This window comes from Spelaeicoccus albus, from assembly GCF_013409065.1.
Classification (GTDB): Bacteria; Actinomycetota; Actinomycetes; order Actinomycetales; family Brevibacteriaceae; genus Spelaeicoccus; species Spelaeicoccus albus.
This window is the reverse complement of record NZ_JACBZP010000001.1, coordinates 2,098,076-2,119,542: the sequence shown is the minus strand read 5'-3', so window position 1 is coordinate 2,119,542 and position 21,467 is coordinate 2,098,076. Positions and strand designations below refer to the sequence as shown.

The window sequence follows — 21,467 nt, the reverse complement described above, 5'->3', positions numbered from 1 at the left end:
TCTCCTTTACTAGGGGTGTACATCTGTCCGCGGGGCGGGCGCCCCGCGTCACGCGCTCCGCAAAGCCCGGTCGGTGATCGATTTGGATCCGCGGCCAATGGCCACGGTTCCGGACTGGACGATTTCACGGATGCCGAAGGGCTCGAGCACGCGCTGGAGCGCCTCGAGCTTTTCCAGTTCTCCGGTGGCCTCGACGGTCACGGCGTCCGGGGCGACGTCCACGATGTGCGCGCGGAACAAGGTCGCCGATTCCGAGACCAAATTGCGAGTGGCGGCATCCGCCTTGACCTTGAACAAGACGTGAGCCCGGCGCACCGACGAATCCTGTTCGAGTTCCACGATCTTGATCACGTTCACGAGCTTATTGAGCTGCTTCGTGACTTGTTCGAGCGGCAGGTCCTCGACGTCAACCACCACCGTGATGCGCGAGAGTTCGTCAACTTCGGTGACGCCGACCGCGAGCGAATGGATATTGAATCCTCGGCGGGCGATCAGTCCGGTCATCCGGGCCAGGACGCCCGGCTTGTTCTCGACCAGGACTGACAACGTATGTCGGCTCATTTCAGCTCTTCCCCCGTCTCGTCGTCGTCATCATCGAACTTGGGCCGCACGCCCGTGGCGTACTGGATTTCATCATTGCTCACGCCCGACGCGACCATTGGCCACACCATGGCGTCACGATGGACGACGAAGTCGATGACGACGGGCCGATCGTTGATGCTCATGGCCTCTTCGATCGTCTTGTCGACGTCTTCCGGCCGGCTGCACCGCAGTCCGGCGGCCCCGTACGCGTCGGCGAGTTTCACGAAGTCCGGAATATGCGCGGTATCGGTGCCGGTGTTGAGATCGGTATTCGAATAGCGGCTCGAGTAGAACATCGTCTGCCATTGCCGCACCATCCCCAGCGACGAGTTATTGATGACCGCTACCTTGATCGGGATGTCGTTGATGGTGCACGTGGCGAGTTCCTGATTGGTCATCTGGAAGCAGCCGTCGCCGTCGATGGCCCACACCGTCCGGTCCGGCTGGCCGACCTTGGCGCCCATGGCGGCCGGCACGGCGTAGCCCATTGTGCCGAGGCCGCCCGAATTGACGAACGAGTTCGGACGTTCATAGCCGATGAATTGGCTCGCCCACATCTGGTGCTGGCCGACGCCCGCCGCATACACGGCTTCCGGCCCGGCGAGCTCGCCGATGCGCTGGATGACGTACTGCGGGCTCAAGGTGCCGTCGTCCGGTTCCTCGAAGCCCAGCGGGTACGTCTCGAGCAGCCGGCCCAGGAACTTCCACCATTTCGTCCGCTCGCGCTTCAGCTGCTCGGCGTGGTGGGTCGACAGTTCGACACCGAGCTCTTCGATCACCTCACGTGCGTCGCCGACGATCGGCACGTCGGCGATCCGGTTCTTGGAGATCTCGGCCGGATCGATGTCGGCGTGAATGACAGTGGCGTTCGGCGCGAACGAATCGAGCTTGCCGGTCACCCGGTCGTCGAATCTGGCACCGATCGAAATGAGCACGTCGGCTTTTTGAATGGCGGTGACCGCTGCAACGCTGCCGTGCATTCCGGGCATGCCCAGATGCAGCGGATGGGAATCGGGGAACGCTCCCCTGGCCATCAAGGTGGTGGTCACCGGGATGTTCGTCAGCTCGGCCAGTTCGCGCAGCTGCCGGTTGGCGCCGGCACGCACCACGCCGCCGCCGACGTAGAACACGGGCCGCTTCGCCTCCGCCACGAGCCGGGCCGCTTCACGGACCTGCTTCGAATGCGGCTTCGTGACGGGGTGGTAGCCGGGCAGGTCGAGGTCGATCGGCCATTGGAAAGGCACCCGCGTGGTTTGGGCGTCCTTCGTCACGTCGACCAGGACTGGTCCGGGTCGACCCGTCGCGGCGATTTCAAAGGCGGCCGCGAGCGCCTGCGGGACGTCGGCGGCGTCCTTGACCAAGAAGCTGTGCTTGGTCACGGGCATGGTCATGCCGACGATGTCCGCCTCTTGGAATGCGTCGGTGCCCAGCAACGCCGAATGCTGCTGCCCCGTGATCGCCACGATCGGCACCGAGTCCATGTGTGCGTTGGCGATGGCCGTGATGAGGTTGGTCGCGCCCGGACCGGACGTCGCCATGCACACGCCGACTCGTCCGCTGGCGGTAGCGTACCCTTCGGCCGCGTGACCGGCGCCTTGTTCGTGCCGGACCAGGATGTGCCTGATCTTTGTCGAGTCCATCAGCGGGTCGTACGTCGGAAGGATCGTGCCGCCCGGCAAGCCGAATACCGTGTCGACGCCGAGAAGTTCGAGCGATCGGACAATCGCTTCGGCTCCGGTGAGTTCTTCGGGCGCGGCCTCTGCGCGTGCGCCCGGCGGACCCGGTTTGACCGCGGGACGCGGCGCGGGCGCCACTCCCGTCTGCTGGTCTGGCGTCACCATCGGTATCTCCTGCTTGCTCGTTGATCTTGCGTTGCTCGATCTATCTCGCTCGGTGCCTGCCGTGCCGGGTCCGGGTGGCGACCCCGGCACTAAAAACGCCCCTTTCGAGTTTTTCTCAAAAGGGGCGCGCGGGACGGTAGTAACGTCAGCGTCGGTGGTGTACCGCGCGCCTTCTAATTACTACAAGAAGCTCGTTTTGCATGTCTTCACTGTGCTCTGTGGCCCCGCATCATGTCAACAATCGGGCCGGCCCATCTCGCATCGTGGATCTCGTAGGACGTCCAGGCAATTCCCGCGGGCCCCACTCCGCAAAACGCGGCGCCGCGTATAGACCGCGTCGTCATGACGGCGCGGTCTATACGCGGCGGGGCGTTTTGCAACCGTGGCGGCTAACCGCAGACCGCGCCGACGGACGCCGACCCGACAAGTTTGCGGTATTTGGCCAACACACCCTTGGTATAGCGGGGCGGCAACGGCTCCCAGCCTTCCGCACGCGCCTTCAGCTCCGCGTCGTCGACATGGACGTCGAGGGTCCGGTTCTCCACGTCGACGCGGATGGTGTCGCCGTCCCGGACGAAGGCGATCGGTCCGCCGTCCACGGCTTCGGGCGCCACGTGCCCGATGCACAGGCCCGTCGTACCGCCGGAGAACCGTCCATCGGTGAGCAGCAGGACGTCGGCGCCCAGGCCGGCGCCCTTGATGGCGCCCGTGATGGCCAGCATCTCGCGCATCCCCGGGCCGCCCTTGGGCCCCTCGTACCGGATGACTATGACGTCGCCGGCTTTGATCTCACCATCGAGGACGGCGGCCATGGCAGGTTGTTCTTGATCGAACACGCGCGCGGTGCCCTCGAAGACGGCCGAGTCGAAGCCTGCGGTCTTGACGACGGCGCCGCCGGGCGCCAGGGAGCCATGCAGGATGGTCAGTCCGCCGGTGGGATGGATCGGGTTGTTCAAGGCGTGCAGGATCTTGCCGTCGGGGTCCGGCGGCCGCACCTCGGCAAGGTTCTCCGCAACCGTCTTGCCGGTGACGGTGAGGCAGTCGCCGTGGAGCAGCCCGGCGTCCAGCAACGCCTTCATGATGACCGGCACGCCGCCGATCTTGTAGACGTCGTTCATGACGTACCGGCCGAACGGCTTGAGATCGCCCAAATGGGGGACCTTGTTGCCGATCCTGTCGAAGTCGGCAAGCTGCAGGTCGACCTCGGCCTCGTGGGCAATGGCCATCAGGTGCAGGACGGCGTTTGTCGAACCGCCGAACGCCATGACCACGGCGATGGCGTTTTCAAACGCTTCCTTGGTCATGATGTCGCGGGCCGTGTGGCCGCGGCGGAGCATTCCGACGACTGCTTTGCCGGACTCGACGGCGAATTGATCGCGAGCCTTGTTGATGGCCGGCGGGGCCGCCGACCCCGGCATCGACATGCCCATGGCTTCGGCGGCCGAGGCCATGGTGTTGGCCGTGTACATGCCCCCGCAGGCGCCCTCGCCGGGGCAAATCGCCTTTTCGATGGACGTCAGGTCCTCCATGGACATGCGTCCGGCACGGCACGCTCCGACTGCCTCGAACGCATCGATGATCGTGACCTCGCGCTCGGTGCCGTCGGACAGCTTGGCGTAGCCGGGCATGGTGGAACCGTTGTACAAGAACACGTTCGCCAGGTCGAGACGGGCGGCGGCCATCAGCATGCCGGGGATCGATTTGTCGCAGCCGGCCAGAAGAACCGAGCCGTCCATGCGTTCGGCGCTCATGACGGTTTCAACCGAGTCCGTGATCACCTCGCGCGACACCAGCGAGAAGTGCATGCCCTCGTGGCCCATCGAGATGCCGTCCGACACCGAAATGGTGCCGAATTCCAGCGGGTACCCGCCGGCTTCGTGGACGCCGTCCTTGACGCCCTTGGCGAGCCGGTCCAAAGACATATTGCACGGCGTGATCTCGTTCCACGACGAACCGACGCCGATTTGCGGCTTGTCCCAGTCGTCGTCGCCCATGCCGACGGCCCGGAGCATACCGCGCGCCGCGGTCTTTTCCAGCCCGTCCGTGACATCGCGCGAACGCGGTTTGATATCGGGCGCGCCGTTGGCGCTGGTGGTGGGATCTGCTGGGGCACCGTCATTCTCGCTCATGGCTACGAGTCTAGGACGGCCCGCCGGGGCACGGGTAGGCGCCCGCATTTCGATACGGCGGTCTTACGTGGAGAGATCCCCTGAGTCGGCGGACGGTGAGAACTCCACACTGTCGCCAACGGCGATGCTGCCCGCTGCACACGCGACGGCGCGGTAGCCGCGCATGCCGCCGTCCAAGAACTTCAGCGCCTCGCGGACGTCGGCGGACACGGTGTCGGACATCTCTTCGCCCAGGCAGAACCGGGAGAACTCCACGCACGGCGCGGCCACGCGCACCGACCGCAGTTCGATGGGACCGTTTGCCGTGATGACGCACGCCCGCTCCCCCTGCCCGCCTGCAAGCCCGTCGGGCGCGTCGACAAGGATTGATTCGCCCGCGATGCCGTCGGTGACGTGCTGTCCGTATCGCCGTCGGATCCGCTCGTAATCGCCGGTGCCCAGCACCGTCAGCCCGGCTTTGCCCTTGGGGTCCCGCGTGCGGGGGTGATTTCGATTGTGCACGTCGACGACGGGGCCGTCCGGCCCGATGCCCGACGCGCCGTCCGGACCCACGTCGAGCACCGGCACCGAGAGGATTCGCTCCGGGTGATAGTAGCGGTGCGGCGCCGATCCCGGCTTGAGCCTGTCGGTTTGCACCTGCAGCCGGACAATCGAGTAGCTCGCCATCAGTTCACCTGGTGGCTGAGCGGCTCGCCGGCGTTGATGCGGCGCAACTGATCACCGATCAGTGCTTCAATCCGCGGTTCGAAAGCAGACGTGTTGCCGCCGACGTGCGGCGTGATGAGGGCGCCGGGCGCTTTCCACAAGGCGTGGCCGACGGGCAGCGGTTCGGGGTCGACGACGTCGAGAGCGGCGAAAATGCGCCCGATGCTCAGTTCGGCAACGAGCGCGTCGGTGTCGACGACCTGCCCTCGGGCAAGGTTGACGAGCAGTGCGCCGTCGCGCATCCGTGCCAGGAAGTCCGCATTGACGAGTCCGCGCGTCGTATCGGTCAGCGGCGTCATCAGGATGACGATCTCGGCGTCCGGCAGCAGATCGGGTAGCTCGTCGGTGCCGTGCACCGGGCCGCGCCGGTCGGAACGTGCGCGAGTGCCCACGCGCGTCAATTCGACGCCGAACGGGTCGAGCCGCAACGCGATCTCCTCGCCGATGCCACCGACGCCGATCAAGAGGACCCGACGATCGACGAGTGACGGACGGCGCGCCGGCGACCACGATTCGGTGAGCATATCGCGGGCGGCGTCGTCGATGCCGCGCAGCGAGGCCAGAATCAGACCGATGGCCAGCTCGGCCGTTGACGCCGCGTGCACCCCCGACGCGTTACAGACCGTGACGCCGTCGCCCGCGGCCTCGACCACGCCGTCGTAGCCGGTGCTCTGCCCTTGCACGTATTTCAGGCTGGGCAGGTCGCGAAGGTGTTTCAACGTGGTGCCGCCGTGCATATACGGCAGGACGACTCCCCCGACGCGGCCCCGGATATCGTCCGTGATGTCCATGTCGCCGTTCCACACGACAAGTTCGAGATCGCCGGCGTGGTCGGCCAGCGCATCGCGCATATCGTCGTTCGGCACCGCTATGGTCTGTAATCCCAGAGTTGTCATAGCAAAATTGTCGCATCCGTGACAAAGCGCACCTGCCCGGCCGGGCAGGTGCGCCTTCACGGGGCGCCCTCACGCGCTCCCCGGCTTGCGGTCGGTCAGCGCGTTCCGGTCAGTGCCGGCTCGCTGCTTGCGGTGCCGTCGCCGGGGTCAACGCTCTGCTCGGCAAGAGCTGCTCGTCGGAGTCGCCGTTGTCGAACGGAATGCCGCTCCGCCGCGCGTTGTACAGCTCGTGATCGAGGATGCCTTGGCGTTTGGCAACGATCGTGGGCACGAGCGCTTGACCCGCCACGTTGATGGCGGTGCGACCCATGTCCAGCACCGGGTCGATGGCCAGCAACAGTCCGACGCCTCCGAGCGGCAGGCCGAGGGTGGACAGCGTCAGCGTGAGCATCACCACCGAGCCGGTCGTGCCGGCTGTCGCGGCCGACCCCACCACCGACACCAGCACTATCAAGAGGTACTGCACCGGTGAAAGATCGATGCCGTAGAACTGGGCAACGAAGATTGAGGCCAGCGCCGGGTAGACGGCGGCGCAGCCGTCCATTTTCGTTGTCGCGCCGAGGGGAACGGCGAACGCCGAATACGCGCGCGGCACTCCGAGGTTGCGCTCGGTCACGCGTTGCGTCAACGGCAGCGTACCGATCGACGACCGGCTGACGAAGCCCAGCTGGACGGCCGGCCACACGCCGGAAAAGTACTGTTTGATGGACAAGCCGTGGCTCTTGATCAGCACGGGGTAGACCACGAAGAGCACAAGCACGAGACCGGCGTAGATGGCCACGATGAACCAGGCGAGCGAACGCAGCGTCGGCGTTCCGTACGTGGCGATGGCGTTGCCGATGAGGCCGAAGGTGCCAATGGGCGCCAATCGAATGATCCACCACAGTACTTTTTGCACGATGGCCAGCGCCGATTCGTTGAACTTCAAAAACAGATCGGCCTTTGCGCCGACCTTGAGAGCGGCGATGCCGATCGCGCCGGCAACCACAATCACCTGCAGCACGTTGAAATCGACTCCGACGCTCATCGCTTCGCCGGTGCCCTCGGTCTGTGCTTCCAGACCGAGGAAGTTCGCCGGAATGAGTCCGGTCAGAAACGCGAGCCAGGACCCGGATGCGTCTGCGGCACCGGCTTGGAGGTTGCCGCCGGCGTGCTCGCCGGGCTGGATGGTCAGGCCCAGAGCAATGCCGATGCACACGGCGATGCATGCCGTGATCGCGAACCACAGCAGCGTGTTCCAGGCCAGGCGCGCCGCATTCGACACTTCCCGCAGATTGGCGATGCTCGAGATGATCGCTGTGATGATCAGCGGAATCACCGCTGCTTTGAGCAGCATCACATAATTGCTGCCGATTTCATCGAGAGTTTTCGTCAGTGGATTGTCGGCGCCATTGGCTCCGGTTCCGATGGCTGCCGCGATGAGCCCGGCAACGATGCCGAGCGCAAGGCCGGTCACGACCTGGACGCCGAACGACGTCATCCACTTCGGCAGTTTCTTTTTTGATTCGGTTTCGGTTGCGACCGTCACGGTCTACCTTTCATTGATCGTGCGCGCGACCATGCGGCCTTTGGCGGGAAATGGGCATAGGGGTAGGCATGGACTACGCAGTGAATTGGACGGCGGGGCGGTTAAATCCAGAGCGCCGGGTCGGCAAGCTCCCATTCGACGGTGCTGTCTTGCGTCGGCTCCGGATGAGACTTCGCGTCACCGCGGATCTTGGCCGGAACACCAACCGCAATGGCGCCGGCCGGCACGTCGTGGACGACCACTGCGTTGGCGCCAATTTGCGCACCCGCGCCGACGACCACGGGCCCGAGCACCTTGGCGCCCGCGCCGATCGTCACGCCGTCCTCAATCGTCGGGTGGCGTTTGACGGCCTCCATGGACCGCCCGCCCAATGTGACGCCGTGATAGAGCATCACGTCGTCGCCGATCTCGGCCGTCTCGCCAATGACCACACCCATGGCGTGATCGATGAAGAAGCGGCGTCCGATGACGGCGGCAGGGTGGATTTCCACTCCGGTGGTTGCTCGCGTGACCTGGGACAGCAGGCGTGCGGCCGATCGACCGCCTCGGCGGTTCCACAGCCAATGCTGCGCGCGATGCGCCCAGGTGGCGTGCAAGCCCGGATATCCGAGGACCATGACCAGATTGCCGGGCGCCGCCGGATCGCGGCGCCGAGCAGTCTGCAGGTCCTCTCGCATTCGAGAGACGAGCGACATGGTTCAGTCCATCAATCCGGCATACAGGGGCGTGGAGAGATACCGCTCGCCAAACGACGGAATGATCACGACGATGTTCTTGCCGGCGTTCTCGGGGCGGGACGCCACCTGAGTCGCCGCCCAGACGGCCGCACCGGAAGAGATGCCGACGAGCACACCTTCATCGGCGGCGACTTCGCGGGCGACACGGAACGCGTCGTCGTTTTCCACGTCCACGACCTCGTCGTAGATGTTCGTGTCCAGGATTTCGGGGATGAAGTTCGCACCCAGGCCCTGGATCTTGTGGCTGCCGGCCGGCTTACCGTTCAAAATTGCCGAATCGGCGGGCTCGACGGCCACGATCTTGACGTCGCTCTTTTGGCTGCGCAGGTACTGACCGGCTCCGGTGATGGTTCCGCCCGTGCCGATACCCGCCACAAAGATGTCGATCTGACCGTCGGTGTCGTTCCAGATCTCCGGGCCGGTGGTGGCGCGGTGAACTTCGACGTTGGCTTGATTGGCGAACTGGCGAGCCAGGACGGCTCCTTCGTCGGCGCCGATCTGTTCGGCCTTCTCGACGGCGCCTTTCATGCCCTCGGCGGACGGCGTGAGCACCAGTTCGGCTCCGAATGCCCGCAACAATGCGCGGCGTTCCTTGCTTGCCGATTCGGGCATGGCCAGCTTGACCTTGTATCCGCGGGCCGCGCCGACCATGGCCAGAGCGATTCCGGTGTTGCCGCTGGTGGCTTCGACGATCTCGCCGCCGGCCTTCAACTGGCCGGACTTCTCGGCGGCGTCGATGATTGACACGCCGATGCGGTCTTTGACGCTGTTCGCGGGGTTGTAGAACTCGAGCTTGGCGATCACGTTCGCCCCGGTGGCTTCGCTCACCTTGTTCAGGCGGACAAGCGGGGTCCGGCCGACGAGTTCGGAGACGTTGTTGTAAATCTGCAATGCATTCACCTCTGCGCTTGGGTTTGATCTATTCGTGTAGCTCGAAAAGAAAATCACCCAGCCAATGGCTTCAGCTGTTGATTGCACTATGTAGCGGCAACGATCCGCCGCATTGTCTTATTCCGGTTGTTCAGCGGGCTGGGCAAGCCGCCTGCCTCGAATATAGCCGACCAGTTAAGATTTGCAAACGTGACTATCCATCCGATCGTGATCCTCGGGCAGCCCGTCCTGCACACTCGCGCGGCCGAAGTCGAAGCCTTCGACGACGACTTGGAGCAGCTGGTGGCGGATATGTTCGACACCCTCGACGCGTCGAACGGCGTCGGGCTTGCCGCTCCCCAAATCGGCGTCGGCAAACGTATCTTCGTCTACGACATGCAAGCCGACGACGGCACGCCGCGCCGCGGAGTCTTCGTCAATCCCCGCATAGCCACGTCGAAGGTGCCGGGCACGGCCCCGGACAAGGATGACGAGGCCGAGGGGTGTCTGTCGGCCCCCGGTGAGCATTTTCCGCTCAAACGCGCCGACTGGGCACGCGTGAACGGTGTCGACCAGTACGGCGCCCCGGTCGAGATCGAGGCGAGGGACTGGTTTGCCCGATGCATGCAGCACGAATACGACCATTTGGACGGCAAGCTGTATATCGACAGGTTGAACGCCCGGTGGGCGAAGCGGGCCAAAAAGACGATCAAGGCCAACGGCTGGGGTGTGCCGGGGCTGACTTGGATGCCGGGCGTCGATCCCGACCCGTTCGGTCACTGACTGTCCGCCGGTCCGTTGCCCTCTCTGCTCTCCTGCCCTTCCCGGGAGGCGGCAAGTCTAGGCTGCCGTTTGGTACCGCGGTTCGGCGCCGAAATAGCGGCTGAGCGTCCGATTCCACTTGTTATGCGGCAATTCGGGATAAAGCAATGATGCCGCCACGCAGTATTTGCTGACCGAGTGCGTCCGGACGCCCGCAGATCGCAGCAGCAGATCGAGCGGCCCGGCCGACCCGGAGGACTTTGTTTCGACGAGCACATCGCTCGGCCCCTCATGCACCAGACTTCCGGCCGTGTTCTGCAATTCGATGTCACACGTGACGCGTTGATCGTCGTGACACAAAGTCGCACGGCGGTAGAGCGTTTCGAGCACCGGTCGCAAGCCTGTCGGATCCGTGCCGGTGATCCGACCGATGAAGTCCAGGTCGCCGAGGCTGAGCGCTGCCGAGCGTGTCGGATCGTGTGCGATTCGCTGTTTCACTGTCCGATCCCGGTAACCTTTCGACTTCACTTCGAGACGGCAGTCGCCGGATTCGCAATAAGTGCGCGTACGCACCTTGAACCGGTGCCGACGTCCCTGCGCATGCTGCCGGAAGAATTCGAATTGCGGGGTATCGAAGTAGATGGTCCTATACCGGAACACCCGGGTACGGCCGATCTGAAGAGCGCGGAATTGCCCTGCCGACCGTTCGAGCAGGTCGACGAACAGCTCGCGCGGAACGAAATATTTGCGGTCGACGCGCGTCATCAACTCGGCCTGCGCGTTGAGCTCGGTCAGCGAGATCGGCGGCAGCGAACTCATTGCCGAATACAGGCCGGACGTGTCGGGACGTCGGGTCGGCCGGGGCGGCACAACGGGCATCAGGAGACCCGCTCGGTTCCGCGGACCGGGCGGCTCGCGGCCACCCCGACATTTGCTGCAGCGTGCATCGTACGCGGGGCATTTGCCGGCAGGGATTCGACGGACGAGTTGTCGACGGCCCGCCGGCCCGACCGGCCGGCCGCGAGTCGGTAGCGGACGTCGATCACCGTGACGTCACGGACCAGGTCGACGCTCAAAACTTCGATTCGCGTCACGTGCGCACCCAGCAGCTGTTCGGTATGCGCCGTCAGCGCCGCCTCGTCGAGGAATGCGCGGTCGACGGTGAGTGAGTGCCGACGAGCGCGCGGCGCGACCCGTGGACTGTCGACCACGACCATCACCAACAGCACCAGCGCCGACAGCGCCGGCGTGATCCACAGCGGCGAGGGGCGCAAGCCCGCCAGCAAGCCGAGCGCCAGTGACACGAAGTAGTAGGCGATCTCCTGTTGCGTGATCTGATCGGAGCGCAGCCGGATTATCGAAAGAATCCCGAACAATCCGATACCGAGTCCGATGCCGACCTCGACCGAGCTCAGGGCAATCGTGACGGCGACGACGCCGACGTTCAATGCAATGTAGGACAGCATGAGGTCGCGCCGCTGATGCCTGCGAAAGTACAGCGCATAGGCGAGGATGATAATCGCGGCCAGATCGGTTCCGATGGCGATGGCAAATGACATGGTGTGCTCCTTATTTAGCGTGCACCACTCATCCTGTGCGTAGCCGATAAGAGGGGCATGAAGCGAAAATGAGAGGCTTCACATGTTCGCAAGCACTGCCTGTCGACTGCTACTGCGCACGCAGGCGGTAACCCGCGCCGCGCACGGTTTCAATACGGTCCGTGCCGAGCTTGGTGCGCAAATACCGTACGTAGACATCGACCACGTTGGAGCCCGGGTCGAAATCGAATCCCCACACTTGGCTGAGCAATTGTTGCCGGGTCAGCACGACATCGGGGTGACGCATGAACACTTCAAGCAGCGCGTACTCCCGGGTGGTCAGGTCCACTGCTTTGTCGGCGGCGAGTGCTCGCCGGGTGCGGACGTCGAGGGACAGATCCGCGACTTTGAGCAGCGTGGTTTCCTGCCCCGGCTCCGAACGAAGACGGAGCCGGACGCGGGCGAGAAGTTCGTCGAAGGCGAACGGTTTGCGCATATAGTCGTCGGCGCCGCCCGACAGGCCCGCAACCGTGTCTTCGACGGCATCCCTGGCCGTGAGGATGATGACGGGGATGTCGTTGCGGTCGGCGCGGATACGCCGCAAGGCACTGAATCCGTCCAGGCCGGGAAGACCGATATCCAGAATGATCAGGTCAAAGTCGCCGGTCCTGGCGAACTCAACGGCCGAATGTCCGTCGGCGACTGTTTCGGAGCGGAATCCGTTCGTTGTCAGGCCCTTGTGAATGAACGATGCGATGCGGTCCTCGTCTTCGGCAATGAGAATACGGTTCACGGGCCCTCCATCGTTCGGTTCCAAGGCAGTTCAAGGGTGAAAGTGGTGCCGCGTCCCGGCACCGATTCGACGCTGACGGTCCCATGATGGGCTTCGACGATATTGGACACGATCGCCAACCCGAGGCCGGTGCCGCGCGATCGGCGCGAATGGCTAGCTTTGGCGAATCGTTCGAAAATCCGTTCGTGGTCGGCCGGCGAGATCCCGGTTCCGGTATCTGCCACCCACAGCCGGATCCGCCCGTCGGACAACCGGCCGCCCATCGAGATCCGGTCGCCCGGCCCCGTGTGCGCGACGGCATTGGACGTCAGCTGGAGCAGTGCCTGGGTCAAACGCTGACCGTCCGCAATCGCGATGCCTTCAGGGGTTTCGTCGATCGACCATCGCCTGTCGGCGAGGGCAGTGGCTTTCGTGAAGCTCTCGACGACGAGGTCCGTCAGATCGGTCGGTCCCGGCACGACGAAGTCAGTCCGCTCGCTGCGCGCCAGCATGATCAGGTCGTCGACGATTCGAGACATGCGCCGGAGTTCGTCGTCGACCAAATGCATGGTCTGCTCGCGTTCGTCCGGATCGTCGCCCATTACTTCGAGATGCCCGCGGACCACCGTGATCGGCGTGCGAAGTTCATGTCCGGCGTCATTGAGAAAGCGGCGTTGTCCGTCGAACGCGGTCTCGAGGCGATCCAACATGGTGTTGAACGTCTGTGCCAGCCGGCCGACGTCATCGGAGCCGACGACATCGATGCGCCGTCCGAGATCGGTGTCGCTGATCCGAGCGGCGGTTTCTCGCACCTTGCGGATGGGCGCGAGGACACGGCCTGCGACGAACCATCCCGTGACGGCCGCCACGACAAGCGCGGCAAACGCGATGGCAGACATCGTCCAAATCGTCGACCATGCGTGGTCGTACGCGGGTGCCACGAACTCGGCGATCACGAGCTGGCCGCGGGCACTTTTACCGACGATACGGACAGGTACGACGACATATTCGGCTTTGCCGGCCGAGGTCGCTATCGTGCCCGACGTCGGTTTCGTTGCGGACGCCGCCCGCCGGACGAATGCGCGATTGGAATCGAGCCGTACCGGCGGATCGCCGACCGTACGGCGGTCCGCCTTCCCGTTCACGATGCTGAAGAGCGCTTCCGAACGATCGGGCAGATTGTGCCACAGGTAGCTGGTCAATAACCCGGAAACCGTGGAGGTGTCACCTCGGGCCTCGGGCTCGGGATCGGCCGCGAACGCACGAAACTTGGCGACCTCATGGCCGAGTTCGGTGTTGGTTGCGGCGTTCACGCGGGAGATCAGGGCGCTTCCGGTGAGCACCACGATCGCGACGGCCGCGACCGAGACGATCAGCATGATCCATGCCAAGATGCGGGCGCGTGCCGACAGACCGCGACGCTCAGTCATCGTCGCCGTCTCCCCCATCGTCGCCATCGCCGTCGCCATCGTCGTCACCATCATCGTCCTCATCGCCATCCCGCGAGTGATGAGGGGGCCGGTGACGAACCTTGGAAGCGCCGTCCTGCTCGCTGGTGCTGCCGTGCGAGCTCTTCTCGGGAGCCTTCGTACGCTTCTTCGGCTGCGTCGAGGAGTCCGGAGACTCGTGGTCCGGCGTCGTCTCCGACGGCTGCGTGGTGCGCGGCTTCGACGATGGCGCCGGCGAGTACACCGGTGGTTTGATGCCGGATCTCGTCGGCGGTATGGAGGGGGACGGTGACGGCGAATGCGGCGTGGGAGTTTCGGTAGGAGTGACGACGACTGCCGGTCCAAGGTCGGGCTCATCGGGGATCACCATCGTGTCCGCGAACCAATAGATGCCGGCCGCGACGATGAGCCCGGCCGGCACAACAGCCCAGCCGATTCGTGACATGGTTCAAGCCTGTCGAGACAAGGTGGGGTGGAAGTAAGACCCAGATGAGAAGATTCTCATTTCCCGGCCCGCAAAACGCGGCGACCTACCGGCGGGGAGTTACGCGAAGCCGGGCACAATGAGATCCTCGGCGGCGTCCTCGATGTCACGCATCACGCGGAGCGTGTTGACGCCGGCCAATTTGTCCAGATCGGATTCCGACCACCCGCGAGCGCTCAGTTCGGTGAAGATGGCCGGGTAGCAACTGACGTCCTCAAGCCCCACCGGCAACTCGCCGGTGCCGTCGAAATCGCCGCCCAGCCCGATGTGGTCGACACCCGCCACGTCCCGGGCATGCTCGATATGGCGTACGACGTCGTTCACGGTTGCGGCGGGGGCAGGGTTCTCCTCGAGCCAGCGCGCCCAATCAGCGCGGGCGGTTTCCGGCCGACCGGCGTCCGGATCGGCTCCGAGCAGCTCGTCATTCCGGACCATCACGTCCGCGGGTGATTCGCCGGGTTTCGGAGCCTCGGCGAACGCCGATGCACCGTCGCCCGGCAGCCCGAGCTCCGCCCTGACCTCGAGCATCCGCAGTCGCCAGTCAATGCGCGGCTGCGACACGAATCCGGGCACGAACGTCACGTGCTGGACTCCCCCGAGTGAGGCCATCTTTTCAAGCACCGCGTCCGACACATTTCGCGGATGGTCGGCGACGGCGCGGCACGACGAGTGCGAAAAGATCACCGGGGCGCGCGACGTTGCAAGGGCATCGAGCTGCGTCGACTCGGCCGTGTGCGAGATGTCCACCATCATGCCGATCCGGTTCATCTCCGCCACGATCGCGATCCCCATGGCGTTCAACCCGGTTGTCTGGCGCTCCCCCGTGCCGGATGCCGCCCACGACGTGTCGTCATTGTGCGTCACAGTCATGTACCGCACCCCCAGTCGGGCGAACGAGCGCAGGACGCCGAGCGATTCACCGATCGAGTGTCCCCCTTCGATGCCGAGCAGCGAAGCGATCCTGCCGCCGGCGACTGCGTTGTCGACCTGATCCGCCGTCGCGGCAAACGCAAAGACGTGCGGATATTCGGCAACGAGACGGTAGACGGCGTCGATCTGCTCCATCGTCGCCGCCACGGCGTCCGGTTCAGCGAGATCGGACGGCACCCACACGGACCAGAACTGGGCGGACAGCCCGCCGGCCTTCAGCTTGACCAGGTCGGTATGCAACTCCGGCCTGACCCGGTCGAGTCCGGACACCGCATAGCCCGCTTTTTCTCGCAGCGCCGCAGGCAGATCGTTATGCGTATCGATCAGCAGGCGGGTCATTTGTCTCCTTTACGGCCGGCGGAACCCGGCTCATCGGGGGAATCCGGCCCGTCGGCGCCCGCGGGGAATTCGGCAAATGCTCCGCTGTCGAACGTGCTGACGGTCTCGGCCAGTTCGCCGAGGAGCTGGTCGACCGATGCGGCGCTGTCGACGGCCTGCACGCCAAGTTCGGAGATCTGCTCGGCCGCAGTCGTGTCGGCTGCCGTGGCAGCCAACACATCGAGTACGCGATCGGACAGTGACTCGGCGTGTTCGGCTTGCGCCAGGCGGGCCAACCCGCCGTCCAGCCGGCGCAATTGGTTCAGATAGCCGTGCAGGGCAACGACTCGGCCCGCGATCGAGTCGAACGCCTGGTCCAGGCTACGTCGGTACCCGTCAATGGTGCGACGAGTGGCCGGGCCGTCGGCCGCAACCATTTCATCGCGCAGCCGGCGAATGTGTACGAGCCGTCTGCCGATCTGGCTCAGGTTCTCGTCGAGATCGAGGCGAACGCGATGTCCGTCCAACAACGAAGAACGCCACGCATTCGTTGCCACGATTCCTTCGGCAGTGTGCACGGCAAGGTGGAATAGCCGTTCTTCGTCGGTGGTGCGGCCGAGCGCTTTCGCTCGCCGATATCCCAACGCGGCAGGCGTGATCCACATGGCGGCACGGGCCGCTGCGCGTTCGCGACGGCGCAGCCTTTTCGGATCGCGCCAATACCGCCAACCGGTGACTGCGGTAGCGCCCCCGCCGATGACGGCTATCCCTCCGAGTGCCCCGCCGGTGCCGGCGGCAGGCATCAGGCCGAGCAATGACGACGGGACGAGGACGAGGGACGAGCCGGCCTCGGCCAGCACCGTGGCAACGCCGAACCCCCAGACCCATGCGCGGCTGGCTATCACGTTCCGGCCGAGCAACGATTCGGGGTACAGCCGTCCCGGAATGCCGGCGCTCATTCGTACTTGCCTGGCCGCCCAGCGGCGCCGGACCGCGTCCGGCGCACTGCCGACGTCCAGAATCCGGTAATTCGGACGTGCCAGGCCGACTTCGGCCCGGTGCAGCTCACGCCACCCCGGGGCGGTACGGCGACGCCCGGCACCGTCCGGCCTGCCGATAAATCCGCTCACGGTCGCCACCTCGTTCCCTTCAGCACTCAGTCAAGTCTACTGGGGACGGCGTGACCCGGCCATGTCGCGAATCGGCGTTTTACTTGACGGCGCCGGCCGTCAGGCCCGCCACGAAGCTCCGTTGCAGTACGAGGAACCCGACCACCACCGGGATGCTCACGATCAGCGAGGCGGCCATGATCTGGTTCCAGTACACGTTCGTCTGCGTCGAATACAGTTGCAGACCAACGGCAAGCGTTCTGTTGGCGTCGGTCGTCATGACCGAGGCAAAGAGCACCTCGCCCCAGGACGTCATGAACGAATAAATCGCAACGGCCGTCAACCCGGGCTTCGCGGCGGGAAGCACGACGCGGAACAAGGCCCCCAGGGGCGATGACCCGTCGACCTTCGCCGCCTCGTCCAGTTCGCGCGGGATGCCGTCGAAATACCCGACAAGCATCCAGATCGAGAACGGCAGCGAGAAGGTCAAATACGTGATGATCAGCCCGATCCTCGTACCGACCAGCTGAACACCGAGCGACCTGTCGATGTTCACGAAGATCAGGAACAGCGGCAACAGGAAGAGGATGCCCGGAAACATCTGCGTCGAAAGGACAGTGGTGGTGAACACGTTCCGGCCGAAGAATTTGTAACGCGACACGGCGAAGGCCGCGAAGATCGCGATCGCCACGCTGAACAGAGTTGCCGCGGCCGACACGATGATGCTGTTGACGAAGTAGCTTGCCAGCGGCACAGTCGACCACATTTGAATGAAGGGTTGGATCGTCAGGTGCTTCGGTATCCATTGGAACGCGCTCTGGACGTCGCCGAGGGGCTTGATCGACGAGGTGATCATCACATAGAGCGGCAGGATCGTGAACAGCGACAGCACGACGAGCACTATCACGCGGAAGAGCTTTTCGGGTTTGGTCTCACGCACGGCGGGCCCTCCGGTTCGTCAGGATGAGATAGGCGCCCGTCACGATGAGCAGGAAGACGACGAGCAGAACGGACATCGCGGAGCCGAGACCGAAGTTCCAGGTCAGGAACGACGTGTTGTAGATGTGGAACGAGATGAGGTCGCCGCCCGCCGGTTCGGATGTGCCGAACAGCACGTACGGCACGTTGAAGTCGTTGAACGTCCAAAGGAACATCACCAGCAGGACGACTGTGTTGACGCTGCGCAGCATCGGCAGCGTCACGTTCGTCCATTGACGAAATGGTTTGGCTCCATCGATCGCCGCTGCTTCGTACAGGTCCTCGGGAATGCTCTGCAGGCCGGCCATCAGCATCAGGAAGGCGAACGGCCAGAGCCGCCAAGCTGCCACTATCACTATCGAAACGAAGGTGTTGTCACCGAGAAGCCAGAACGGCTTGTCGCCCAGCACGTGCAGATTGTCGACCAGCAGGTGGTTGATGGCACCGTTGTCCTTCTGCAGCATGAACTTCCACGCGATGACGCCCGTGTAAACGGGCAGCGCATACGGCACGAGGAACAGCGTGCGAAAGATCGCGCGGCCTTTGAACGCTTTTTGCAGCGCCACGGCGGCGGCCATGCCGAGCACCCACGACAGGCCAACGGCCAATACGGTGAATGCACAGGTGATCAAGAACGAGTTGAGCAGCGATTTGCCGAGCACGCCGCTGAAGTCGAGGGAAATGCGGAAGTTCGCCAGGCCGGCGAACGGAGCCGCACCCCAATTGGCGATGAAGAATTTCGTCAGTTTGATGAAGCTCATCCAGACGCCGATGACAATCGGAATCAGGTGAACGAGGATCTCGAACAGCACTGCGGGGCCGAGCAGCGCGTACGGCAGCCACCATCCGGGCTTGCGTCGCCGGCGTTCCGGTGCGCCCCCACGCCTTCGGACCTTGCGGTCCGGAGACTTCGTCACGACTGACATGGAATCCTTTCGTCTCACGGGTTGATTGCCGTAGGGCGGGCGGAGCCGGTGCAATGCCGGCTCCGCCCGCCTCTACTCGCGAGTGTCAGCCGGCTGAGGAGGCAGCCACTTGCTGCTGCGCCGTCGACAGTGCTTGCTTGATGTCGCTCTTGGTGATGGACTTCCCTGTCGCGATCTGCGCGAACATCTTGTTCATCGCCTTTCCGACAGTGCTTTCGAACTGGTCCTCATTGGCCACCAGCGGAAGCGGCTTGGACATCGTGTTGTAGATCTTCTGGAACGTCTTGGCCTCCTTGGCCTTCGACGTGAACGTCACCTTGCCGTCTTTCAGCACCGGAAGCGCCGAGTAGGGCTTGTCCAGCGTCTTTTGCACATCCTTGCTCGTCATGAACTTGACGAACTTCAGCGCGCCGGCCTTGTTGTCCGTGTTCTTGAAGACCGACAAATTGATTCCGGCCACGTGGCTGGCGACCGGCTGGCCGCCCGTCGGCGCGGGGAACGGCACGACGCCGTACTCATTCGGCTTCATGCCCTGCGAGCGAATCGAGTTGTCGGCGTTGTTCTGATTGATCACCATTGCAGCCTTGCCGTTGGCAAAGTCATTCACGGATTTGGTGCCGTTGTCATATTGCGCATTCGACGTCGGCGCGACCTTGTCCGTCTGCATCAGGTCGAGGTAGCGCTTGATGCCCGAAATGTTGCCCGCTTTCGTGAACGTCGGCTGGCCCTTCGAATCGAACCATCCGCCGCCGTCCTGTGCCGCGTTGATGAACGCGAAGTGCGCGTTCTCGGTGTAGCTGCCCGCCGCAAGGGCAAGGCCGTGGACGTCCTTTTTCGGATTGGTCAGCTTCTTGGCGTCGGTGACGAGCTCTTGCCAGCTCGTCGGCGGCTTCAACCCGGCATCGGCGAACATCTTCTTGTTGTAGTAGAGGCCGTACGCCAGCCCGTAGAGCGGCACGGACGTGTACGTCTTGCCCGGCGCGCCACCGGTCTTCAACGCCGTTTCGACGAATTTGTCCTTGCCGCCGATCGCTTTCATATTTGCCGAGTCGAACGGCAGGAAGGCTCCCGTGGCCTGCAATGAGGCGGCCCATGTATTGCCGATGTTGACGACGTCCGGAGCCTGGCCCGACGTGATGGCCGTTTGAATTCGGGTTTGCAGGTCGTTCCAGCCGATGACTTCCAGATTGACCTTGATGCCCGTTTTCTTTTCGAACTTCTTCAGTTCGGGCTTCAACACGTCCTTGTCGTTCTGGATGCTCGTGCCCTGGTTGCTCGCCCAATAGGTGAGCGTTTTGGAATCGCCGTTTGATGAAGCGTTGTCGGAACCGCCGTTACCGCAGGCCGCGGTAGTGAGCGTCAATGCGACGGCCGCCGCAATACCCACCAAAGTTTTAGAAGTTTTCACCACTGGACTCCCTCGTCGTTTTGTGCACCCGATGATTCGGCTAGGTTCAACCTAGGCCAGCTTTTGACGAGCGTCAAGCAAAAGTTGATAACTAATCGGCATCTTCCGGATCGTAGACACACAGTTTGGGCTGCAAAACGAAAGCATGCAGCTGCCTAAAACGGGCATTGCACCGCTAGTGGCGCAGCGCGGCGACCCGGCTCAGTTCTCGCCGTTCGGGGCGACTGCCGCTTCGATATTTGCCGGCGAGAGCACATGCTCGATGACCATCCGGCTGGCCCCCAAGACGCCTGCCTGATCACCGGCCATGGACGGCGCGATCCTTAGGCTCGAGGTCGCCAGCGGAAGCGAACGGTGGTACACCACTTCACGCACTCCCGCCATCAGATGCTCACCCAAGTGGGACAGGCTCCCGCCAATGACGATGACCGACGGGTTGAGCAAATTGACGCAGGTGGCAAGCACATCGCCGACATCGCGTCCGGCCTGCCGAAGTGCTTGGATGGCCTGAATTCGTCCATGCCGCACATGCTCGAGCAAATCTTCGCGGCCGGCCGTGGGCAGTCCGATCTCGCTGAGACTCTTGGCGATGGCCGGGCCGGACGCCAAGGCCTCGAGGCACCCGATGTTGCCGCATCGGCACACCACCCCCTCACCGCGAGGCACCCGTACGTGCCCAAGATCCCCGGCAGTGCCGACGGCGCCGCGCTGGAGGCGCGAACTGCTGATGATTCCGGCGCCGATACCCGTCGCCACCTTCACGAACAAGAGGTTGTCGTCGCCCGGCCAAAACGTCGCCTGCTCGCCGAGGGCCATGATGTTGACATCGTTGTCGACCAGCACCGGCACGTCGAAGGTGCTTTGCACACGCGCCGGTACGTCGAATCCGTCCCACCCCGGCATGATCGGCGGGTTGACGGGTCGACCCGTGGAATGCTCGACCGGCCCCGGCAGGCCGATCCCGATCCCGGTCAGGGACGACGCCGGCCGTCCGATCTGACGGATCTGGCGACTCCCGCTGTCAATCACCCAGTCGAGGACGACGTCCGGGCCGGCCGCCACTTCGAGATCGCCGCGCTCCTCGGACAGCACGGTGCCGTTCAGGTCCGTCAGGGCGACGACCACGTGCATGGCGCCGACATCCACGGCCATGGCGATCCGAGCCGAGGGATTGAACGCAAACCGGGACGGCGGGCGCCCGCCGGACGACGCAGCTTCGCCGGCCGCGCCGACGAAGCCCGACGAGATCAGCGCATCGATGCGCGACGCAACAGTTGAGCGCGCCAGCCCGGTCGTCGAGGCAAGCTCGGCGCGCGTGCGCGCCTTGCCGTCGCGAAGCAACTGAAAGAGGTCTCCGGCACGGGACAACGTGCCTGCTGCGGACTGGTCTCGCACCGGGTTCACCATGTACCTACAAATAGCATGCGGCAATTATGCCTGTCATACTCCAAAAGAATAATTTCTGTCAGGCATCTTTTGCTTGACCGTCGTCAAAAGCTGATCTAC

General features: G+C 64.1%; 20 protein-coding genes. 1 reads left to right on the top strand and 19 read right to left on the bottom strand.

Features of this window, described 5'->3' with window-relative positions; all coding sequences use genetic code 11:
* Positions 1 to 48 precede the first annotated feature (48 nt).
* The 8 genes from ilvN to cysK all read right to left on the bottom strand — a co-directional run bounded on the left by ilvN (position 49) and on the right by cysK (position 9,309).
* Entirely contained in the window at positions 49 to 561 is a 513-nt protein-coding gene (gene ilvN / locus BJY26_RS09800; protein ID WP_179427797.1) for an acetolactate synthase small subunit, read from the bottom strand.
* Entirely contained in the window at positions 558 to 2,423 is a 1,866-nt protein-coding gene (locus BJY26_RS09795; RefSeq protein ID WP_179427789.1) for an acetolactate synthase large subunit, read from the bottom strand. The genes ilvN and BJY26_RS09795 overlap by 4 nt, the downstream gene beginning before the upstream one ends.
* Before the next feature lie 389 nt (positions 2,424 to 2,812).
* Positions 2,813 to 4,552 (bottom strand): dihydroxy-acid dehydratase, encoded by a 1,740-nt coding sequence (gene ilvD, locus BJY26_RS09790; RefSeq protein ID WP_179427787.1) that lies wholly within the window; start codon positions 4,550 to 4,552, stop codon positions 2,813 to 2,815.
* A 63-nt stretch (positions 4,553 to 4,615) separates the two neighbouring features.
* Complete coding sequence (locus tag BJY26_RS09785) at positions 4,616 to 5,218, bottom strand: hypothetical protein (RefSeq protein ID WP_179427785.1); 603 nt, start codon at positions 5,216 to 5,218, stop codon at positions 4,616 to 4,618.
* A complete protein-coding gene (locus BJY26_RS09780) occupies positions 5,218 to 6,153 on the bottom strand; it encodes a 2-hydroxyacid dehydrogenase (RefSeq protein ID WP_179427783.1) in 936 nt (311 codons plus the stop codon). Before BJY26_RS09780 ends, BJY26_RS09785 begins: the two co-directional genes overlap by 1 nt.
* Positions 6,154 to 6,262: 109 nt before the next feature.
* Complete coding sequence (locus BJY26_RS09775) at positions 6,263 to 7,633, bottom strand: dicarboxylate/amino acid:cation symporter (RefSeq protein ID WP_179429895.1); 1,371 nt, start codon at positions 7,631 to 7,633, stop codon at positions 6,263 to 6,265.
* Positions 7,634 to 7,782: 149 nt separating this feature from the next.
* Positions 7,783 to 8,376 carry a serine O-acetyltransferase EpsC gene (gene epsC / locus BJY26_RS09770; protein ID WP_179427781.1) on the bottom strand — a complete coding sequence of 198 codons (594 nt, stop codon included), beginning with the start codon at positions 8,374 to 8,376 and terminating at the stop codon, positions 7,783 to 7,785.
* A gap of 3 nt (positions 8,377 to 8,379) precedes the next feature.
* Positions 8,380 to 9,309 (bottom strand): cysteine synthase A, encoded by a 930-nt coding sequence (gene cysK, locus BJY26_RS09765; RefSeq protein WP_179427779.1) that lies wholly within the window; start codon positions 9,307 to 9,309, stop codon positions 8,380 to 8,382.
* A gap of 189 nt (positions 9,310 to 9,498) precedes the next feature.
* Between cysK and BJY26_RS09760 the strand changes: the two genes are divergently transcribed.
* Positions 9,499 to 10,071, top strand: coding sequence for a peptide deformylase (locus tag BJY26_RS09760; RefSeq protein WP_179427777.1), 573 nt, complete (start codon positions 9,499 to 9,501; stop codon positions 10,069 to 10,071).
* Between the two features lie 57 nt (positions 10,072 to 10,128).
* Here the strand turns inward: BJY26_RS09760 and BJY26_RS09755 are convergent, their stop codons facing one another.
* The 11 genes from BJY26_RS09755 to BJY26_RS09705 form a co-directional block, all read right to left on the bottom strand.
* On the bottom strand, positions 10,129 to 10,929 hold the full coding sequence (locus BJY26_RS09755) for a polyphosphate polymerase domain-containing protein (RefSeq protein WP_179427775.1): 801 nt from the start codon (positions 10,927 to 10,929) through the stop codon (positions 10,129 to 10,131).
* Entirely contained in the window at positions 10,929 to 11,609 is a 681-nt protein-coding gene (locus tag BJY26_RS09750) for a DUF4956 domain-containing protein (protein WP_179427773.1), read from the bottom strand. Before BJY26_RS09750 ends, BJY26_RS09755 begins: the two co-directional genes overlap by 1 nt.
* 109 nt (positions 11,610 to 11,718) lie before the next feature.
* Positions 11,719 to 12,381 carry a response regulator transcription factor gene (locus BJY26_RS09745; protein WP_179427771.1) on the bottom strand — a complete coding sequence of 221 codons (663 nt, stop codon included), beginning with the start codon at positions 12,379 to 12,381 and terminating at the stop codon, positions 11,719 to 11,721.
* Positions 12,378 to 13,790: a sensor histidine kinase gene (locus BJY26_RS19560; RefSeq protein ID WP_218852353.1), complete on the bottom strand. Its 1,413-nt coding sequence runs from the start codon at positions 13,788 to 13,790 to the stop codon at positions 12,378 to 12,380. Before BJY26_RS19560 ends, BJY26_RS09745 begins: the two co-directional genes overlap by 4 nt.
* Positions 13,783 to 14,253, bottom strand: a complete 471-nt coding sequence (locus BJY26_RS09735; protein WP_179427769.1) for a hypothetical protein — start codon at positions 14,251 to 14,253, stop codon at positions 13,783 to 13,785. Before BJY26_RS09735 ends, BJY26_RS19560 begins: the two co-directional genes overlap by 8 nt.
* 99 nt (positions 14,254 to 14,352) lie before the next feature.
* Complete coding sequence (locus BJY26_RS09730) at positions 14,353 to 15,561, bottom strand: dipeptidase (RefSeq protein ID WP_179427767.1); 1,209 nt, start codon at positions 15,559 to 15,561, stop codon at positions 14,353 to 14,355.
* Positions 15,558 to 16,670, bottom strand: coding sequence for a hypothetical protein (locus BJY26_RS09725; RefSeq protein WP_179427765.1), 1,113 nt, complete (start codon positions 16,668 to 16,670; stop codon positions 15,558 to 15,560). The genes BJY26_RS09730 and BJY26_RS09725 overlap by 4 nt, the downstream gene beginning before the upstream one ends.
* Positions 16,671 to 16,749: 79 nt before the next feature.
* Positions 16,750 to 17,589 (bottom strand): carbohydrate ABC transporter permease, encoded by an 840-nt coding sequence (locus tag BJY26_RS09720; RefSeq protein WP_179427763.1) that lies wholly within the window; start codon positions 17,587 to 17,589, stop codon positions 16,750 to 16,752.
* Complete coding sequence (locus BJY26_RS09715; protein WP_179427761.1) at positions 17,582 to 18,553, bottom strand: carbohydrate ABC transporter permease; 972 nt, start codon at positions 18,551 to 18,553, stop codon at positions 17,582 to 17,584. The genes BJY26_RS09720 and BJY26_RS09715 overlap by 8 nt, the downstream gene beginning before the upstream one ends.
* An 85-nt stretch (positions 18,554 to 18,638) precedes the next feature.
* Entirely contained in the window at positions 18,639 to 19,961 is a 1,323-nt protein-coding gene (locus BJY26_RS09710) for an ABC transporter substrate-binding protein (protein ID WP_179427759.1), read from the bottom strand.
* A gap of 201 nt (positions 19,962 to 20,162) precedes the next feature.
* Positions 20,163 to 21,356 (bottom strand): ROK family transcriptional regulator, encoded by a 1,194-nt coding sequence (locus tag BJY26_RS09705; protein ID WP_237249066.1) that lies wholly within the window; start codon positions 21,354 to 21,356, stop codon positions 20,163 to 20,165.
* Positions 21,357 to 21,467: the final 111 nt, after the last annotated feature.

Bases quoted from the DNA above. Each gene is read 5' to 3' on its own strand.
- BJY26_RS09715 (WP_179427761.1), bottom strand. From the start codon at position 18,553: ATGTCAGTCGTGACGAAGTCTCCGGACCGCAAGGTCCGAAGGCGTGGG.
- BJY26_RS09730 (WP_179427767.1), bottom strand. From the start codon at position 15,561: ATGACCCGCCTGCTGATCGATACGCATAACGATCTGCCTGCGGCGCTG.
- ilvD (WP_179427787.1), bottom strand. From the start codon at position 4,552: ATGAGCGAGAATGACGGTGCCCCAGCAGATCCCACCACCAGCGCCAAC.
- epsC (WP_179427781.1), bottom strand. From the start codon at position 8,376: ATGTCGCTCGTCTCTCGAATGCGAGAGGACCTGCAGACTGCTCGGCGC.
- BJY26_RS09755 (WP_179427775.1), bottom strand. From the start codon at position 10,929: ATGCCCGTTGTGCCGCCCCGGCCGACCCGACGTCCCGACACGTCCGGC.
- BJY26_RS09785 (WP_179427785.1), bottom strand. From the start codon at position 5,218: ATGGCGAGCTACTCGATTGTCCGGCTGCAGGTGCAAACCGACAGGCTC.
- BJY26_RS09750 (WP_179427773.1), bottom strand. From the start codon at position 11,609: ATGTCATTTGCCATCGCCATCGGAACCGATCTGGCCGCGATTATCATC.
- BJY26_RS09795 (WP_179427789.1), bottom strand. From the start codon at position 2,423: ATGGTGACGCCAGACCAGCAGACGGGAGTGGCGCCCGCGCCGCGTCCC.
- BJY26_RS09735 (WP_179427769.1), bottom strand. From the start codon at position 14,253: ATGTCACGAATCGGCTGGGCTGTTGTGCCGGCCGGGCTCATCGTCGCG.
- BJY26_RS09775 (WP_179429895.1), bottom strand. From the start codon at position 7,633: ATGACGTCGTTCGGCGTCCAGGTCGTGACCGGCCTTGCGCTCGGCATC.
- ilvN (WP_179427797.1), bottom strand. From the start codon at position 561: ATGAGCCGACATACGTTGTCAGTCCTGGTCGAGAACAAGCCGGGCGTC.
- BJY26_RS19560 (WP_218852353.1), bottom strand. From the start codon at position 13,790: ATGACTGAGCGTCGCGGTCTGTCGGCACGCGCCCGCATCTTGGCATGG.
- BJY26_RS09780 (WP_179427783.1), bottom strand. From the start codon at position 6,153: ATGACAACTCTGGGATTACAGACCATAGCGGTGCCGAACGACGATATG.